16 protein-coding genes and 2 pseudogenes are annotated in these 13,952 nt (G+C 68.8%); 12 read left to right on the top strand and 6 right to left on the bottom strand.

Annotated features, from left to right (window positions below; genetic code table 11):
* The first annotated feature begins 1 nt into the window (after position 1).
* Genes ACXAID_RS15790 through ACXAID_RS15780 form a run of 3 tightly spaced genes read left to right on the top strand, consistent with a single transcriptional unit; the run spans position 2 to position 2,369 of the window.
* Complete coding sequence (locus ACXAID_RS15790) at positions 2–760, top strand: ABC transporter permease (protein ID WP_475023152.1); 759 nt, start codon at positions 2–4, stop codon at positions 758–760.
* The gene (locus ACXAID_RS15785) at positions 757–1,566 is read left to right on the top strand and encodes an ABC transporter ATP-binding protein (RefSeq protein ID WP_475023151.1); all 810 of its coding nucleotides are present in this window, start codon (positions 757–759) and stop codon (positions 1,564–1,566) included. The genes ACXAID_RS15790 and ACXAID_RS15785 overlap by 4 nt, the downstream gene beginning before the upstream one ends.
* Positions 1,563–2,369, top strand: a complete 807-nt coding sequence (locus ACXAID_RS15780; RefSeq protein WP_475023150.1) for an ABC transporter permease — start codon at positions 1,563–1,565, stop codon at positions 2,367–2,369. The genes ACXAID_RS15785 and ACXAID_RS15780 overlap by 4 nt, the downstream gene beginning before the upstream one ends.
* Positions 2,370–2,374: 5 nt before the next feature.
* Here the strand turns inward: ACXAID_RS15780 and ACXAID_RS15775 are convergent, their stop codons facing one another.
* Complete coding sequence (locus ACXAID_RS15775; protein WP_475023149.1) at positions 2,375–3,388, bottom strand: LacI family DNA-binding transcriptional regulator; 1,014 nt, start codon at positions 3,386–3,388, stop codon at positions 2,375–2,377.
* Positions 3,389–3,492: 104 nt separating this feature from the next.
* Between ACXAID_RS15775 and ACXAID_RS15770 the strand changes: the two genes are divergently transcribed.
* Both ACXAID_RS15770 and ACXAID_RS15765 read left to right on the top strand, forming a co-directional pair.
* Entirely contained in the window at positions 3,493–4,515 is a 1,023-nt protein-coding gene (locus ACXAID_RS15770) for a 2,5-dihydroxypyridine 5,6-dioxygenase NicX family protein (protein ID WP_475023148.1), read from the top strand.
* On the top strand, positions 4,512–5,921 hold the full coding sequence (locus ACXAID_RS15765; RefSeq protein WP_475023147.1) for an amidase: 1,410 nt from the start codon (positions 4,512–4,514) through the stop codon (positions 5,919–5,921). Before ACXAID_RS15770 ends, ACXAID_RS15765 begins: the two co-directional genes overlap by 4 nt.
* An 18-nt stretch (positions 5,922–5,939) precedes the next feature.
* Here the strand turns inward: ACXAID_RS15765 and ACXAID_RS15760 are convergent, their stop codons facing one another.
* From ACXAID_RS15760 to ACXAID_RS15750, 3 genes and pseudogenes are all read right to left on the bottom strand, one after another.
* Positions 5,940–6,407, bottom strand: coding sequence for a zinc finger domain-containing protein (locus tag ACXAID_RS15760; RefSeq protein ID WP_475023166.1), 468 nt, complete (start codon positions 6,405–6,407; stop codon positions 5,940–5,942).
* Between the two features lie 153 nt (positions 6,408–6,560).
* Positions 6,561–6,803: pseudogene (locus ACXAID_RS15755) on the bottom strand (DNA-formamidopyrimidine glycosylase family protein); the annotation flags it as partial.
* Positions 6,804–6,807: 4 nt separating this feature from the next.
* Positions 6,808–7,191 carry a phage holin family protein gene (locus tag ACXAID_RS15750; protein WP_475023165.1) on the bottom strand — a complete coding sequence of 128 codons (384 nt, stop codon included), beginning with the start codon at positions 7,189–7,191 and terminating at the stop codon, positions 6,808–6,810.
* A gap of 113 nt (positions 7,192–7,304) precedes the next feature.
* Here ACXAID_RS15750 and ACXAID_RS15745 point away from each other — a divergent pair, with 113 nt between their 5' ends.
* On the top strand, positions 7,305–8,171 hold the full coding sequence (locus ACXAID_RS15745; RefSeq protein WP_475023146.1) for an LLM class flavin-dependent oxidoreductase: 867 nt from the start codon (positions 7,305–7,307) through the stop codon (positions 8,169–8,171).
* On the opposite strand, the gene ACXAID_RS15740 is transcribed toward ACXAID_RS15745, so the two are convergent.
* Positions 8,155–9,342: an ROK family transcriptional regulator gene (locus ACXAID_RS15740; RefSeq protein ID WP_475023145.1), complete on the bottom strand. Its 1,188-nt coding sequence runs from the start codon at positions 9,340–9,342 to the stop codon at positions 8,155–8,157. The genes ACXAID_RS15745 and ACXAID_RS15740 overlap by 17 nt on opposite strands.
* Before the next feature lie 86 nt (positions 9,343–9,428).
* On the opposite strand from ACXAID_RS15740, the gene eda reads away from it, so the two are divergent.
* The 6 genes from eda (at position 9,429) to ACXAID_RS15710 (ending at position 13,572) form a co-directional block, all read left to right on the top strand.
* Positions 9,429–10,082, top strand: coding sequence for a bifunctional 4-hydroxy-2-oxoglutarate aldolase/2-dehydro-3-deoxy-phosphogluconate aldolase (gene eda, locus ACXAID_RS15735; RefSeq protein WP_475023144.1), 654 nt, complete (start codon positions 9,429–9,431; stop codon positions 10,080–10,082).
* On the top strand, positions 10,079–11,299 hold the full coding sequence (locus ACXAID_RS15730) for an MFS transporter (RefSeq protein WP_475023143.1): 1,221 nt from the start codon (positions 10,079–10,081) through the stop codon (positions 11,297–11,299). Before eda ends, ACXAID_RS15730 begins: the two co-directional genes overlap by 4 nt.
* A gap of 15 nt (positions 11,300–11,314) precedes the next feature.
* Positions 11,315–11,956, top strand: coding sequence for a VOC family protein (locus ACXAID_RS15725; RefSeq protein ID WP_475023142.1), 642 nt, complete (start codon positions 11,315–11,317; stop codon positions 11,954–11,956).
* Between the two features lie 34 nt (positions 11,957–11,990).
* Positions 11,991–12,476, top strand: a complete 486-nt coding sequence (gene rnhA, locus ACXAID_RS15720) for a ribonuclease HI (RefSeq protein ID WP_475023141.1) — start codon at positions 11,991–11,993, stop codon at positions 12,474–12,476.
* A gap of 83 nt (positions 12,477–12,559) precedes the next feature.
* Positions 12,560–12,919 carry an ArsR/SmtB family transcription factor gene (locus ACXAID_RS15715; protein WP_475023140.1) on the top strand — a complete coding sequence of 120 codons (360 nt, stop codon included), beginning with the start codon at positions 12,560–12,562 and terminating at the stop codon, positions 12,917–12,919.
* Complete coding sequence (locus tag ACXAID_RS15710; RefSeq protein ID WP_475023164.1) at positions 12,916–13,572, top strand: SRPBCC domain-containing protein; 657 nt, start codon at positions 12,916–12,918, stop codon at positions 13,570–13,572. Before ACXAID_RS15715 ends, ACXAID_RS15710 begins: the two co-directional genes overlap by 4 nt.
* A 145-nt stretch (positions 13,573–13,717) precedes the next feature.
* Here the strand turns inward: ACXAID_RS15710 and ACXAID_RS15705 are convergent.
* Positions 13,718–13,952 (bottom strand): annotated as a pseudogene (locus ACXAID_RS15705) (HNH endonuclease signature motif containing protein); the annotation flags it as partial.

Below are 13,952 nucleotides of genomic sequence, written 5' to 3'. Positions count from 1 at the left end.
GATGCTGAGCCGACGAACCCGATCGACGCTGTACTCGTGTGCGGGAGCCGCGTCGCTGATCGCCCTGTGGGCGGTCAGCGGCGCGGGCAGCAACTTCATCGCCCCGATCGGCGACGTGCTCGGTGAGCTGCCCGCTTTCCTCCGAGATCCCGACGTGTGGGCCGCGGTCGGCGAGACGTGGCTGCGCGTGCTGGTATCGCTGGCGATCGGCATGGCGCTGGGCATCGCGGTCGCCGTGGTGATGTGGAAGTCGCACTTCTGGGGCAGGTTCGCCGGCGTCTACGTCACGGTGTTCATCACGGTGCCCAGCACCATCACCGCGCTGATGGCAGTCACCTTCTTCCGCAACGTGGAGCTCGGCGCGATTGTGGTGCTGGTGCTCACCATCTTCCCGTTCGTGGCACTGGTCGTGCTGTCCGCACTGCGCCGGATCGATCCCGGCCTACTCGAGATGGCAGCGTCCTACCGATACTCGAGATGGCAGTACATCCGCGAGATCCTGGTACCCCAGATCGCCGGGGCGGTGATGACGGCGCTGCGCAACGAGCACGCCCACTTGTGGAAAGTCGTTGTGGTGGTGGAGATCTTCCTGGTGAGCAGCGGCATGGGCTTTCAGTTCGACCGGTCGTTCTCGAAATTCAACCTCGTCGACGTGATGCTGTGGCTGATCGTGTTCGCCGCCATCCTGCTGGCCACCGAGTACCTGGTGATCAGACCGCTCGAGACGCGGGCACAGCACTGGACAGGAGTTCCCCGATGACAATCAACCTCGCAGCCGACACGGCCTCCGATCAAATGAGCTTTCTCGATCTCGAAGGCATCTCCATCTCCTACGGCAGCAAGACGGCGGTGCGAGACATCGATCTGCGCATCGGCGAGGACGAATTCGTCTCGATCATCGGTCCCAGCGGCTGCGGCAAGTCCACCCTGCTCCACGTCCTCGCCGGTCTGAAAACGCCCTCTGCCGGCCATATCACCTATCAGTCGACCGATGTCACCGATCATGTCGGCAGACGGCTACGCACGGGCTACGTCTTCCAGGACCACCGCCTGCTGCCGTGGCGATCGGTACGGCGCAACATCGAGATCGCGATGCGCAGCGCCGGCGTACCGAAATCCGAATGGATGTCCCAGATCGAACGCTACCTGTCCCTGCTGCAGGTCGGTGAGCACATCGACGCGCTACCGATGAACCTTTCAGGTGGTCAGCGGCAACGGGTTTCGATCGCCAGGGCACTGGCCGTGCGGCCGGACCTGGTGCTGATGGATGAACCCTTCAGCGGGCTCGACGAGGTGACCGGCCGCATGATCCGGGTGGAGCTGGACCGGATGCGGTTGACCTCGGCCACGCCGACGCTGTTCGTGACCCACTCGATCAGGGAAGCGCTGTACCTGTCCGACCGCATCCTGGTGCTCAGCCGCGGGCCGGCCACCGTCCTCAAAGAGGTCGAGGTCAACCTCCCGCGGCCCCGTTCCTACGGCGACCCGCGCCTGGCGCAGTTGGAGGAGGAGTTGGTCGACGAGGTGCTGCAGGTCTGGGAACCGACCGCCGGGGAAACCCAGTGACGACGTTCGCCACCGCTGCGGCGACCGAGGCGACGCCTCGGTCGCCGCAGCGAGAGCCCTGGTGGCGCAACCGTTTCGTCGCCCCTGGTCTGGCCGTGGTGGTGGGTCTCGGACTGTGGGAACTGGCCAGCCTGACTTCCGGCGGCTGGGTGCCGTCGCTGGCCGACCTGGCAGTGGCCAGCGGCTCGGTGTTCTCGTCCGACACGCTCTACACCGATCTGCTCACCACGCTGCGACGGGTGCTGTTGGTCTGGGCCGGCTCGGTCGCCGCGGGCCTGGCCATCGGTGTCGCCTGCGGGTTCAGCTGGCAGCTGCGGGCCTTCCTGCGTCCGGTGCTGGCGATCGCGCTGGCCGTCCCCGACATCGTCTACATCATCATCGTGATCCTGGTCCTGGGCACCGCCGAGAGTTCGGGGATCATCGCGGTGATCCTGGCGATAGCGCCGCTGGTGGTCAACGTCACCATGGCCTCGGTGCTGGCCCGTGACGGCCACCTCGACGAGATGGCCGCCGCCTACAAGTTCGGGCCGCTGACCTATGTGCGCCACGTTCTGTGGCATCAGCTGCGGCCTGCCGCCGACGCCGCCGCCAGAACATCGTTCGCGTTCTCGTGGAAGCTGATCGTGCTGCTGGAGGCGATCACCTCGCCCGACGGCATCGGTGCGCGGATCATGCAGGAGTTCAAATACCTTCGGCCCGCCGAAATGATCGTCTACGCACTGCTGTTCACCGTGCTGATGAAGGCCATCGAGGTGCTGGTGGTCGACCGGGTACTGCGCGAAAGGTCGGCGAGACCGTGCTGACCGCCTCAGCCTCTCGTGGACTCGCGCACCACCAGCTCGGTGGACAGGGTCGTCGACGACGTCGGCAGCCCGTAGAGCACTGCCAGCAGGGTCTGCACGGCGCGCACGCCCATTTCCTCCAGGGGGCTGCGCACGGTGGTGAGCGGGATCATCAGCTCGGCGGCGACCGGGATGTCGTTGTAACCGGCGACCGCGACATCACGTCCGGGTCGACGGCCGAGTTCCCGCAACGCGCCCATCACACCGATCGCCGAGAAGTCGTTGACCGCGAAGATCGCGGTCGGCGCCGAGCGCTGCGACAGCAGCCGCATCGCGCCGTCGTGGCCGTGGCCGGCGTCGAATCCGAGCTCCAGGATGCGGTCGGGGGTGACGGTGACACCGGCCGCGGCCAGCGCGTCGACGCACCCGTTGACCCGGTCCACACCGGTGCTCGCCCACGGCGGTGCGCCGATGATGCCGATCTCGGTATGTCCCAGTGCGGCAAGGTGTTCGCCGATCTGGTAGCCGCCCCGGTAGTCGTCGCCACACACCGACAGGTGGCCGGGGCTGCGCCGCGACACCAACACGAATGGAACCTTGCGGCGCTCCAGTTCGGCCAGGTTGGTTCCGTCCAGGTGGGCGTCGCCCAGGATCAGCCCGTCCACCCGGCGGCCCAGCAGCAGTTCGAACCGGCGGACCTGTTCGGCGGGCTGATCGTGAGTGTTGGCGACGAAGGTCTCGTACCCGGCGCGGTCGGCCTCCCCCTCGATGGCGTCGTAGACCATCGAGAGCACGACGTCGGTCAGATGCGGCACCAGCACACCGAGTGCTGTCGACCGGTTCGTGGTCAGGCTCGCCGCGTTGGGGTTGGGGATGTAGCGGAGATCCTTGGCCAGAGCCACGATTCGGGCATCGGCGGCGCTGACCTTCGCCCCCGGGGTCGCGGCGCGGCGCAGCGCTCGGGACACCGTCGAGACGTGCACCCCGGCCGCTTCTGCGACGGTACGCAAGGTGACCGGCCCGTCCGGTTGTCCTGTCACGCCAGCCCTCCGTCCACGTCCCTGCAATTGCGCACACATCATAGGCAACCGTTCGCGCAATTCGTTGCGCAAGTCCGAGCGGTCATCAGAGAGGAGAAACCATCATGGATCTGACCGGAGTCGACCTGATGCGGCTGTTCGTCCGGGAGTTCGAGCTGTGCAATGTCGCGCCCGGCGAACACGTCATCGTACTGACCGAACCCGCCAGCCGTTCCGACTATGTCACCGCCGCGTTCGGTGCCGCACAGCAGCTCGGGGCCCACGTGGCGACCATCGTGGCACCGTCGGGCAGCCCGATCCCCGAGCCGGTGACCCACACCGGTTCCGGGCCCGGACTGCAGTCGGTGCTGGACAATCGCGTCATCCAGGACACCCTCAAGGCAGCCGACATGGTGGTTGATCTCACCCGGGAGGGATTCGTACACGCACCCGTGCAGTCCGACATCCTGGCTGCCGGCACTCGCATCATCTTCATCTGTGACGCACCGGATGTGTTGGCGCGCAACATGCCGGCCCTCGACGACACCGAGCGGGTGGAGTCGGCGGCCGCGCTGCTGCGTCAATCGACCACGATGACCGTGCGTTCACAGGCCGGCACCGACTTCACCGTCGACCTCGTCGACAGTCACCCCGGCTTCCAGAAGGGATTCGTCGACAAGCCCGGCAAGTGGGACCACTGGCCTTCCACGATGGTGGTGTGCTGGCCGATGACGTCGAACGGCCGGATCGTGCTCACCGCCGGCGACATCCTGTTGCCGTTCAAGGAGTACGTGGCGACCGACATCACGCTCGAGGTGGTCGACGGGCGGATCGAGAACATCACCGGCGGGCCGGACGCGATGCGGCTACAGCAGTTCTTCGACGACTCCGAGGACCAGTGGGCACGTTCGTTGTCCCACATGGGTTGGGGTCTGATGCGCAGCGCCAACTGGTTCGCCACCGCCATGTACTCCAAGCACGAGATCATGGGTATGGACGCCCGGGCGTTCGCCGGAAACTTCCTGTGGTCGACGGGGCCGCATCCGTTCCTCGGCCATGACTCGTTCGCGCACCTGGACATCGCGATGCGGGGCTGCTCGATCGTCGTCGACGACACCCCGGTGACCAAGGACGGACGATTGGTGTGAGTGACCTGCTCGATCAAGATGCGTGCGCGCAGGCGGCCGCGATCCGCGACGGCCTGGTATCGGCCCGCGAGCTCGCCGAAGCGTCCATCGCGCGCATCGAGGCGACCAATCCCGAGCTGAACGCGCTGAGCTGGCAGCGCTTCGAGCAGGCCCTGGCAGACTGCGACGGCATCGACCCGGCCGCCCCCTTCGCCGGAGTGCCCATCCTGCTCAAGGATCACCGGTGCACCGCCGCCGGGCAGGAGACCCGCTACGGCACCACCGCCCTTGCCGCCGAACGCATCCCCGGATCGACCGACAGCAACATCTACCGGGCGATCGCCGACGCCGGCTTCGTCGTGCTGGGCCGAACCACGGTGCCCGAGTTCGCCACCGCGTTCGTCACCGAGTCGCAGGCGTGCGGGGTGACCCGCAATCCCCGCGCCACCGACCGAACCCCGGGTGGGTCCAGTGGCGGGGCGGCAGCGGCCGTCGCCGCCGGGATGGTCGCCGTCGCGCACGCCACCGATGGCGGCGGATCCATCCGCCAGCCCGCCAGCGCCTGCGGACTCGTCGGGCTCAAACCATCCCGCGGCCGGGTCAGCCTCGGCCCGGACGCCGGCGAGTCCTGGGCCGGGGCCACCGTGGAGGGTGTCATCACCCGCTCGGTGAGAGATGCCGCGGCGGTGACGTCGGCGCTGGCCCGGTGGTTTCCGGGCGATCCCTACTCGATCGCCGGCCCGCAGCTGGGGTCTGCGCCTGAGCGGATCGTCGCGCAGCGTATCGGGGTGATGCGCCGGCACCCCTCGGGGGCGCCCTGGCCCTCAGGCGTCGTGGCCGCGGTGGTGGACCAGATCGCCGGGGTGCTGTCCGACCGCGGCCATCATGTCACCGACGGTTCCCCGCGGGCACTCGACGAGACTGCCTACCAGTCGTACTACGACACGATCGTTGACGTGGACGTGGAGTTGCTGGCTCGCAAGGTCGAGGCGCAGCTGGGCCGGCCGTTCGGCGACGGCGAGCTCGCCCCGCGCAACGAGGAGAAGCGTCGCAGAGCGCAGCTGCTCGGAGCGCCGGGGTATCTCGAGGCGAGATACTGGCTGTCGACCTGGACCTACCGGCTCGCGTCGTGGTGGCAGGATTTCGATCTGCTGATGACGCCGACCATGGGTGATCTGCCTGCACCGGTGGGGACTCCGGCCCCGAGGGCGGAGTTCGATGCCGGCATCGTCGAACGCTCCCTACAGATGACGGCCATGACGAACTTCGCCAACATCGGTGGGCTGCCGGCGGTCAGCGTGCCGCTGGGCCGTACCGACTCCGGCATCCCGATCGGTGTGCAGTTCGTCGGCCGGCACGGCGCCGAGGACACCCTGGTGGCGCTTGCCGCCGACTTCGAAGCCAACGGCCCCTGGCCCACCTATTGACGCGGAGCCGGCCGGGGCTTACTTGAGCAGTTTGGACATTCGCCGGTCGGCCAGGATCTTGCCGCCGGTCTGACACGTCGGGCAGTACTGGAACGACTTGTCGGTGAAGGACACCTCGCGCACGGTGTCTCCGCACACCGGGCAGGGCAGTCCGGTGCGGGCATGAACCCGCAGCCCGGAACGCTTCTCCCCCTTCAGTGTCGCGGCACCCTGGCCGACCGACCTGGTGACCGCGTCGGTCAGCACCGAGACCGTCGCGTCGTGCAGCGCGGCCAGTTGCGCCTCGGTCAGTTTGTTGGCGGTGGCGAACGGAGACAGTTTGGCCACGTGCAGAATCTCGTCGCTGTAGGCGTTCCCGATTCCGGCGATGACCTTCTGGTCGGTGATGACGGTCTTGATGCGGCCCGAGTTGGGCGTCAGTGCCTCGGCCAGACCCTGTTGGTCGAGGGCCAGCGCATCCGGTCCCAGCGCGGCGATCTGCGGCACCTGGAACGGATCGGTGACCAGCCAGACCGCCAGCCGCTTCTGGGTGCCGGCCTCGGTCAGGTCGAAGCCCGCCCCTTCGCCGGGGGTGCCGAGGTGCACCCGCAGCGCGATCGGGCCCTTACCCGGCTTGAGCGGCGCGGCGGCCAGCTTGTCCGACCAGCGCAGCCAGCCCGCGCGGGACAGATGGGTGATCAGATGCAGGTCGCCGGCCTGAATGCCGAGGTATTTGCCCCACCGGTGCGCACCGGTGACGGTCTGTCCGGTCAGGGCGGTGACCGGCGGGTCGAACGTCTTGAGCACGGAGAACGCCGCGACGTCGACGCGGGCGACGGTCCGGCCGACGGCGTGGCGGCGCAGGTGATCGGCGAGCGCTTCGACCTCGGGCAGCTCGGGCATGCCCTCAGTCTGCCCTGATGACCAGCGACAGCAACCACGAGATGAGCGACAGCACGACAGCCGCCCAGATCGCCGTCCACCAGAACTGGTCGATCGCCAGACCCCAGTGCGTCGTGTGCTCGGTGATCCACGCGGTGATCCACAGCATGAACGCGTTGATGACGACGTGGATCAGGCCGAGGGTCAGGATGTAGAGCGGTATCGAGATGATCTGCACGAGCGGCTTGATGAAGGCGTTGACCAGCCCGAAGACCACCGCGACGACGAAGATGACGCCGATGCGGGTCAGCGTCGAGTCGCCGCCGACGAAATAGATGCCGGGCACGATGAGCGTGACAACCCACAGCGCGAACCCGGTGAGCGCGGCGCGCAGCAGAAACGGTCCCATGCTGATCATGATCCACCCTCTCGCCGCGGGCTGCGGCGCAGGCTCCGGTCGATCCACCACGGCGGGACTAGAACACGTTCTAGTATTCGGTCACCGACGAGCCAGGAGACGATGTGCGATTCACCTATGCCGAGGCGATGACCGACCCGACGTTCTACATCCCGCTGGCCAGAGCGGCCGAGGCGGCCGGCTACCACGCGATGACGATCCCCGACAGCGTCGCCTACCCCTTCGAGTCGGATTCGAAGTATCCCTACACCCCCGACGGCAACCGGGAGTTCCTCGACGGCAAGGCGTTCATCGAGTCGTTCGTGCTGACCGCCGCCCTGTGCGCGGTGACCACCACGCTGCACTTCAACCACTTCGTGCTCAAGCTGCCGATCCGGCCGCCGGCCCTGGTGGCCAAGCAGGCGGGCTCGTTGGCGGCGCTGTTCGACAACCGGCTCGGACTCGGGGTGGGCACCAGCCCGTGGCCCGAGGACTACGAACTGATGAACGTGCCGTTCGCGCGGCGCGGCAAGCGGATGGATGAGTGCATCGACATCATCCGCGGGCTGACCTCCGGCGACTACTTCGAGTACCACGGCGAGTTCTACGACATCCCGAAGACGAAGATGACCCCGGCCCCGTCGCAACCGCTGCCGATCCTCATCGGTGGGCACGCCGATGCCGCGCTGCGCCGCGCCGCCCGTAACGACGGCTGGATGCACGGCGGCGGCGATCCCGAGGAACTCGATGCACTACTGAAGAAACTGAACGCTTTCCGCGAGGAACAGGGGCGCAGCGGGCCCTATCAGATCCACGTCATCTCGGTCGACGCCTACACCCCCGACGGCATCAAACGGCTCGAGGACAAGGGCGTCACCGACGTGATCGTCGGGTTCCGGATCCCCTACGTCATGGGCCAGGACACCGAGCCGCTGGACGCCAAGATCCGCAACCTGGAGATGTTCGCCGAGAACGTCATCGCGAAGGTGTGACCAGCGCGTCGATCGCCGACGCACCGAGCACCTCGTCGAGCACCAGCATGGCGCTGCCCACCACCCCGGCGCGGTCGCCGAGTTCGGCGGGCGCGATCTGCAGCACCCGGGTGGCCAGGGCGGTCGCGTTGCCGTACAACGTTTCCCGCAGTCCGGCGACGAAGATGTCGTAGGCGCCGGCGATGTCGCCGGCCACCACCAGGGCGGCGGGATTGAGTAGGTTGACCGCGGCGGCGAGCACCTCACCGACGTGCCTGCCCGCGTCGCGGATGAGCCGGCGGGCGACGACGTCGCCGGCGTTGGCCAGCTCGACGACGTCACGCAGGTTGCCGACCTGCCTGCCGTCGCCGGCCAGTTCGCGGACCAGCGCCCAGCCGCCCGCCACCGCCTCCAGGCACCCGGTGTCTCCGCACCGGCAGATCCGGCCGGCGGCCGCCGCCGTCTTGTTGTGGCCGAACTCGCCGGCCGCCCGGGTGGCTCCGCGCTGCAGCTCGCCTCCGGCCACGATGCCCGCACCGAAACCGGAAGACGCCTTGACCACGAGCATGTCGTCCACCCCGCGGCCCGCGCCGGCACGCCATTCGGCCAGCGCGATCACGTTGGCGTCGTTGTCCAGTGCGACCGGCGCGTCGGTGAGCTCGCGGAAGTAGGGCACCAGCGGGACGCCGTCCCAGCCACCGAGCACCGGGGTGTCGATGCTGCATCCGCGTTTCGGGTCGACGGTGCCCGGCAGGCTGAGCCCCACCCCGAGCAATGGGGCGGCCCGGCGCCCGCTGTCGTCGAGCAGTAGGTCGAGACGCTTGATGACGTCGGGCATGAGGTCTTCGGGCCCGAGGCCGGGCTCCTGATCGATGTCGGCGGCGGCCAGCACGTCGGCGCCCAGGTTGCAGACCGCCAGCCGGGTGCGGCTGCGGCCGACGGCGACGCTCAGCACGACACCGGCGTCGGCGTTGAAGCTCAGCAACGTCGCCGGGCGCCCGCCGGTGGACGGGGCCTGATCGCGTTCGACGACCAGCCCGCGGGTGGTGAGTTCTCTCACTCGTGCGGACACCGCTGTGCGTGACAGTCCGGTCAGCTGACCGACCTCGGCACGGGTCGTTTCGCGCTTGTCCCTGATCAGGGCATACAGCTCGCCCACAGACGTTGCGGGCGAGGTCCGAAACAAGGGCATGCGCAAACCCTAACCCGCCCTACTTATGTCTTTCAAGTGCTTAAGTTTAGTTGAAAAGTACTTTATCGCTGACTATCGTGAGCGCAATGCAAGAACCTCGCTCGCTGCTGGACGTCGCACCGGTGCTGCCGGTGGTCAGCGTGCGCGACGCCGCTGACGCGGTCCCGGTCGCGCGCGCGATCAGCCGGGCCGGACTGCCGCTGGTGCAGGTGGCACTCGACGGCAAGCACTCCTTCGAGGCGATCGAACGAATCGCCGCCGACGCCCCCGAGATCATCGTGGGCGCAGCCGGGGTCGACGACGTGGACCAACCCGCCCGCGCGCGTGCCGCCGGCGCGGAATTCCTGGTCGCCACGGTCGGCCACGCGCCGCTGCGCGACGCGATGCGCGCGACCGAACTGCCCCACCTGCCCGGCGTCTCGAATGCGCTGCAGGCCATGGAACTGCTCGACGACGGCTACACCGACATGGTGCTGGCCCCGGCCGCCACGTCCGGTGGCACCCGCGCGCTCAAGGCCATGGCCAGCTTCGTCCCGGCCGCTCGTTTCTGCCCGGTCGGCGGTATCGCGCCCGCCGAGCTGACCCGCTACCTGGCCGCACCGAACGTCGGATGCGTCAGCGCCGACTGGCTCACACCTGCCGACGCGGTCCGGCGCCGCGACTGGGACCGGATCGGCCGCCTGGCCGAAGTCGCACTCAAGGTCAGCACGCCCACCGTCACCGCGGTCCACGCTCTGTGACCGCGGCGCTCGACCGCCCGTCGGGCCCGCTGTCAGTGGTTGCACCCGACCCGGTGGTGCGCTGGCTGGCGGTGGTCGCACTGGCGCTGGGCGGATTCGGCATCGGCACCACCGAGTTCGTCGCCATGGGGCTGCTGCCCGACATCGCCACCGGCCTGCATGTCTCCGAACCCACTGCCGGGCATGTGATCTCGGCGTATGCGATGGGGGTCGTGGTCGGCGCCCCGCTGATCGCCGCGGTCACCGCCCGCCTGCCGCGGCGCGCGCTGCTGCTGGCGTTGATGTCGGTGTTCACGCTGGGCAATCTGGCCAGCATGCTGGCCCCGACATACGGGACGCTGATCGGGGCGCGGCTCCTCGCCGGCCTGCCCCACGGCGCCTACTTCGGCGTCGCAGCGCTGGTGGCGGCTCATCTGATGGGCCCGGCGAATCGGGCCAAGGCGGTGGCCCACGTCATGTCCGGGTTGACCATCGCCACCGTGCTCGGCGTGCCGATGGCCTCGTGGCTGGGCCAGGCGCTGGGCTGGCGCTCGGCATTCGGCCTGGTCGTCGCCATCGGGCTCGTCACCCTGACCGCGTTGTGGTTCTGGCTGCCGACGCATCTGCAGACCATGCACCCGACCAGCCCGCTGACCGAACTGGGCGCCCTGCGCCGCCCGCAGGTGTGGCTGGCAGTGCTGGTCGGCATGATCGGCTTCGGCGGCATGTTCGCGGTGTACACCTACGTCACCACCACGATGACCGATGTCGCGGGGATGCCCCGCACACTGGTTCCGGTGGCGCTGATGGTGTTCGGTCTGGGCATGGTGGTCGGCAACCTGGTCGGCGGCCGGCTGGCCGACGGCTCGGTGGTCCGGGCGCTGTACCTGTCGATGGGTGCGCTCAGCGCGGCACTGGCGGTGTTCGTCCTGGCCTCGCACAACCCGTGGACCGCCCTGCTGGTGCTGTTCGGCATCGGCGCGTCCGGTTCGGCAGTGGCCCCGGCGCTGCAGACCCGGCTGATGGACGTCGCCCACGATGCGCAGACATTGGCCGCGGCGCTGAATCATTCGGCGCTCAACATCGGGAACGCGACCGGCGCCTGGGTCGGCGGCGTGGTCATCGCCGCCGGGCTGGGATACACCGCACCCGCCGCGGCCGGCGCGGTGCTGGCGCTGGCGGGCATCGCGGTGCTGACGGTGTCGGTCCTGCTGCAGCGGCGGGCAGCCACCCAATAGAGTTGCCGGCATGCCATGGCTGTGACCGTCGATGAGATCTCGATTGCCGACCCGCCCGACGCATGGACGCGGGCCGGGTTCACCGTCGATTCCGATGGCGATGGCCAACCCGCCTGCCGGGTCGGCGGCGTGCGCATCCGGCTGGTCGGGCGCGACCACGGCACCGGGATCGTCGGGTGGTCGTTGCGGGGCCTGCCCGACTCCTTTCCCGGCGACCTGGACGGCGTCGCGACGACGGGTTCGCACGCGTCGGCCCCGGAACCGGCCACCCACTCCAACGGGGTCACCGGGATCGACCACGTCGTGCTGCTGTCGCCGGACCTCGACCGGACGGTCGCCGCGCTGGAAGCCCTGGGCCAGCAGCCACGCCGGGAACGCGATGGCGAGCTCGGCGGACAGCCGATCCGCCAGATCTTCTTCCGCGTCGGGGAGGTGATCGTCGAGGTCGTCGGCACCCCCGGCGCGGCGAATCCGGAACCCGCCACCCTGTGGGGAATCACCTTCGTCGTCGAGGACATCGACGCCACGGCAAGCTTCTTCGGCGAACACACCACACCGGTGAAGCAGGCGGTGCAGCCGGGACGGCGGATCACCACGCTGCGGCATCGCGACCTGGGCATCTCGGTCCGCACGGCGATGATCTCGGCGCGTCGCTGACCCGCCTTCGGACCGCACTGCCTATCCTCGGCGCATGACTCCGCCGGCTGACGATGATGTCGTGGTCATCCACACCGACGGTGGATGCCGGCCCAACCCGGGGCCGGGTGGCTGGGGAGCGGTGCTGCGCCAGCGCCACCATCTGCGCGAGCTGTACGGCGGTGAACCGGAATCGACGAGCAACAACCGCATGGAGCTGACCGCTCCGATCATGGCGCTCGAGGCGCTCACCCGGCCGGTGGTGGTGCACGTGTACACCGACAGCACCTATGTCCGTAACGGCATAACCAAGTGGGTGCTGGGCTGGGAGCGCAACGGCTGGCTGACGGCGGCCAAGCAGCCGGTGAAGAACGTCGACCTCTGGCAGCGGCTGCAGGAGGCCTGCGCACGGCATCGGGTCGAGTGGTTCTGGGTGAAGGGCCACTCCGGTGTGGACGACAACGAACTGGCCGACGAGCTGGCCACCCGGGGTCTGCGGGAAGCGCTGCAGGCCGGCGAAACCTCCGCGATTCCGAGCTGACCCGCCTCTGCACAGCTCGACCCCACCTCGTCACCATTAGATAATTCTTGCCTTATATAAGTTGAGGCTTTATCTTTGTCGATGTGCACGCGTTCGACGTTCTCGGCGACCCGGTGCGGCGGCGGATACTCGAGCTGCTCGCTGACGGTGAGCAGTCCGCGGGTGCGCTCACCGCGGTGATCCGGGATGAGTTCGCGATCAGCCAGCCGGCGGTGTCTCAGCATCTGAAAGTGCTGCGGGACAACGGTTTCACCACTGTGCGCCCCGAAGGCCAGCGGCGCATGTATGCCGTGGATGCAGCCGGGCTGCGCGACGTCGACGACTGGCTGCAGGGCTTCCGCCGGTTCTGGGCGCCGCGCCTGGACGCGCTGGCCACCGAGGTCGCCCGGGGCAGACGACTGCGTCGCCTGCACGGCACGAAAAGCGAAGGGGAACAGGACTGATGGATTTGAGCCACCAGGTCAATGCCGTCCGGCGCACGGTCGGCGGCCGCACCCTCGAGGCGGGCGAGGCTCGCGTCGTCACGCTGAGCCGCAGCTACCCCACCGACGCGGCCGACCTGTGGGAGGCGTGCACCACCGGGGCGCGCCTCGCGCGATGGTTCGCGCCGGTGCACGGCGACCTGCAACTCGACGGCCACTTCCAGGTCGAAGGAAACGCATCGGGCACCGTGCTGACCTGCGATCCGCCCCGGACCTTCACCGCTACCTGGGAATTCGGCGGAGCGGTCAGCTGGATCGAGTTGCAGATCTTCGACGAGGGTCCCGATCAGTCCCGCATGCAACTCGACCACATCGCCCTGGTGGGCGACGACATGTGGCCCCAGTACGGGCCCGGCGCGGTCGGGCTCGGGTGGGACCTGGCACTGCTGGGCCTGGCCCTCCACCTCGACACCGGCGAGGCGGTGCCCGACGAGTTCGAGGAGGAGCGGTGGGCCGCCACCGGCGACGGCAGGAGCTACATCCGTGACGCCGGCGAGGGCTGGTACGCGGCACAGGTCGCCTCGGGCGAGGAACCCGCCGTCGCGCGCCGGGCCGCCGACAACACGATCGCGTTCTATCGCGGGGACCCACCGCCACAGCACGACGACCGGTGACAGGCCGGAGGCGTTCACGCGGCGGCATTGCCCACGTTCGACCGACTCGGCCGCCGCCGCCTTGCGGCCCTCCGGCAAACGCTACCGCGCCGCGGCAGCCCCGCGTGACGCTCGAACATGCTGTACACGAGCGCATTCGCGGCCCTCAGGCGGCTTGATCCCCGGGTGGTGCGGGTCCGCCGGGGTGGCCGGGGTGGTCGGCGGGTTGGGAGTCCAGCGGTTGATCGGTGGGTCGGTCGTCGGGCTCGGTGTCGTCACCGGTGTCGTCGGGGTCGGCTGGCCCGGCCTTGTCCTGCTCCGGTGCCGGCGCGTCGGGCGGGCGCAGCAGCCGTTCGGGGCGGTGGTGGTAGTTGATGCGGTGTTGGCCGGTATCCAGCCGT

Source organism: Mycobacterium sp. ABE4_509 (genome assembly GCF_056160785.1).
Note: the sequence above shows the minus strand (reverse complement) of the source record. Positions and strands in the feature narration are given on the sequence as shown.

Coding starts and splice junctions, on each gene's coding strand:
- ACXAID_RS15790 (WP_475023152.1), top strand. CDS start 2: ATGCTGAGCCGACGAACCCGATCGACGCTGTACTCGTGTGCGGGAGCC.
- ACXAID_RS15785 (WP_475023151.1), top strand. CDS start 757: ATGACAATCAACCTCGCAGCCGACACGGCCTCCGATCAAATGAGCTTT.
- ACXAID_RS15750 (WP_475023165.1), bottom strand. CDS start 7,191: ATGGGACCGTTTCTGCTGCGCGCCGCGCTCACCGGGTTCGCGCTGTGG.
- ACXAID_RS15770 (WP_475023148.1), top strand. CDS start 3,493: ATGGATCTGACCGGAGTCGACCTGATGCGGCTGTTCGTCCGGGAGTTC.
- ACXAID_RS15740 (WP_475023145.1), bottom strand. CDS start 9,342: ATGCCCTTGTTTCGGACCTCGCCCGCAACGTCTGTGGGCGAGCTGTAT.
- rnhA (WP_475023141.1), top strand. CDS start 11,991: ATGACTCCGCCGGCTGACGATGATGTCGTGGTCATCCACACCGACGGT.
- eda (WP_475023144.1), top strand. CDS start 9,429: ATGCAAGAACCTCGCTCGCTGCTGGACGTCGCACCGGTGCTGCCGGTG.
- ACXAID_RS15725 (WP_475023142.1), top strand. CDS start 11,315: ATGGCTGTGACCGTCGATGAGATCTCGATTGCCGACCCGCCCGACGCA.